The 2,237-nt window shown below is 50.7% G+C and carries 3 protein-coding genes; all 3 read left to right on the top strand.

From position 1 onward, the window contains the following. Positions 1–125, top strand: a 125-nt coding sequence (locus RZO55_RS26080) for a hypothetical protein (protein WP_500683313.1), incomplete at its 5' end; no start/stop codon positions are given. A 4-nt stretch (positions 126–129) separates the two neighbouring features. Beyond that, the gene (locus RZO55_RS18675) at positions 130–1,458 is read left to right on the top strand and encodes an ArdC family protein (RefSeq protein ID WP_318065774.1); all 1,329 of its coding nucleotides are present in this window, start codon (positions 130–132) and stop codon (positions 1,456–1,458) included. A 571-nt stretch (positions 1,459–2,029) separates the two neighbouring features. Continuing rightward, complete coding sequence (locus RZO55_RS18670; RefSeq protein WP_318065773.1) at positions 2,030–2,158, top strand: hypothetical protein; 129 nt, start codon at positions 2,030–2,032, stop codon at positions 2,156–2,158. Positions 2,159–2,237: the final 79 nt, after the last annotated feature.

The raw sequence follows: 2,237 nt of genomic DNA, 5'->3' as shown, positions 1-2,237 counted from the left end.
ACCAGGTCGAATTTGACCCGGAAGAAGCGGAGCAGGCCGGAGCTTTTGTTGAGGACGCCATAAGCGAAGAAGACGCTTTAGAAAGCGACATCGGCTTAAAGAATGCAACCATCATGGAGGAGTGAGAACGTGGCTGACAAGAAAAAACCATACCATGTACAGGTTGCAGAAAGGCTCATCGAACAACTCGAAAAGGGTACCGCACCCTGGCAAAAGCCATGGGAACCCGGGGATCCCAATTCTATGCTTCCGTGGAACCCCATTACCGGGAAGCGGTACAAAGGCGTCAACGTCATCCATCTAATGGCCCAAGGATACAGTGATCCGCGCTGGATGACTTACAAACAGGCCCAATCCGTTGGAGCTTATGTTCGGCGCGGGGAAAAAGGCACCCGAATTCAGTACTGGAAATTCACCGAAACCCGCCCCGTTTTGGATGAGAACGGAAAACCTGTCTTGGACGAAAACGGAAAGCCGGTCAAAGAAGAAGTCAAACTAGAACGTCCCCGGGTATTTTATGCTACTGTCTTCAATGCCCAACAGATTGAGGGTTTGCCGCCGCTGGAAAGAAAAAAGAAAGAGATCCAATGGGATCCCATCGAACGGGCGGAACGAATCCTGCAAGCTTCCGAAGCCAAGATCTATCACGGCGAAATTGACCGGGCTTTTTACCGGCCTAGCACAGACAGTATTCATTTGCCGGCGAAAGACCAATTTCCTACCGCCGCCGGATATTACGCTACTGCACTCCATGAATTGGGCCATTGGACAGGCCATCCGTCCCGGCTGAACCGGGATCTTAACCATCCATTCGGCAGTCCGGAGTACGCTAAGGAAGAGCTGCGCGCTGAAATCGCCAGCATGATTCTTGGCGATGAACTGGGGATTGGCTATGATCCAGGCCAACACGCCGCCTACGTTAAAAGCTGGATCGAAGTGCTGAAGAACGATCCGTTGGAAATCTTTCGAGCCGCGGCAGCCGCAGAGAAGATCCAAGGGTATATCCTCGACCTAGAGAAAGAACAGAAAAAAGAAACAACCTTCCATCAAGATCAAACGGTCCAACGGGATCAGGCTGTCCGAGTAGTAGGAAGCGAAGGTGATGCCTATCGGCTTCAAGTTCCCGATGAAATCAGAAACCTGACCCCCGGGGAACGGATCGGCTGTTATGTGACCGATGGTAAAACATTGGGATATGCTCCTGTAAGGACAGATGGACAAGGGAACTTCTTCATCAAGAAGGAAGAGATACAATGGAACCGAAATCCGAATATCCGGCTTTCTTACCATAACGAGAACGGCCAGAAATACCTCAAGATGGATGGAGAAATGAAGGGAAAAGCATATATAGACAAACCCAAACCCCTCCACGAATTGACGTGGGAAATGGAGCTGAAAAAAGAGCGGTTCCAACAGAAACAGCAGGAAATCACCATGGAAAGAGGGTTAGAACGGTAGTTAGAAAAAACCAGTTTGTTATATAAACTATTTTCAAAGGTATTAAACCATATGGAAAAAGAGTGTGCAGGATGCGGAAAAAATTCACGAAAAAGAGGGAGGTCGCTCAAGGGTCGCTCACACAGTGGCCAACGGGCTGTACGGCTAACGCCTACAGCCCGTAGGGCACTCTGTTCGCTAAGGGGGAAAACAGTGGCCAACTCCCCGTAGCTCCTGACGTCGCACGGGGAGTAGGGCACTCTTTTCCCCCTTCCCCTTGACGCGGCGCAGGAGGCGAGTTCCCGTCGGGGTGCCGACGGGAACTCAGGAGGATGGGAGTTAAGGATCCCGTTCCCGTCGCTCTGGAGATGATAACTCCCCTCCTTTGCGCCGCGTACGCTCTGGCGTCCTTTTTTTATGCCTCCGGCGGGCCTCAGGGAATCTAGGAGGATGGCTGCTGTCTGAATTTGCTGACTTCTGCGGATAGCCCGGATACCCGCAAATTTTTTCTCCAAATACTTGATCTTTGTTCAAGTCGATGTTATACTATAATTGAACAAAGTTCACGAGAAGAAAAAAGGAGGTGAACACAGTGAAAGTAACGACCGGAAAAGTTTACATCGGCGAAGAGGCCCTGAAAAAGCTGGACGAAATCCTGAAAGCGCAAGAGGAGAAGGAGAAAAAAGAAAAGCCCAACGGCGACGCTGAGCAAAACAAATAACCCGATGTCATTATAACACAATGGCCTGCCGGATCCGCTCCGGCAGGCCTCCAGAGGGGGATCGAGAATGGCACAAGGA

This window comes from Clostridium boliviensis (assembly GCF_033342255.1).
In the GTDB taxonomy this organism is placed as follows: domain Bacteria; phylum Bacillota; class Clostridia; order Lachnospirales; family Lachnospiraceae; genus Lacrimispora; species Lacrimispora boliviensis.
Note: the sequence above shows the minus strand (reverse complement) of the source record. Positions and strands in the feature narration are given on the sequence as shown.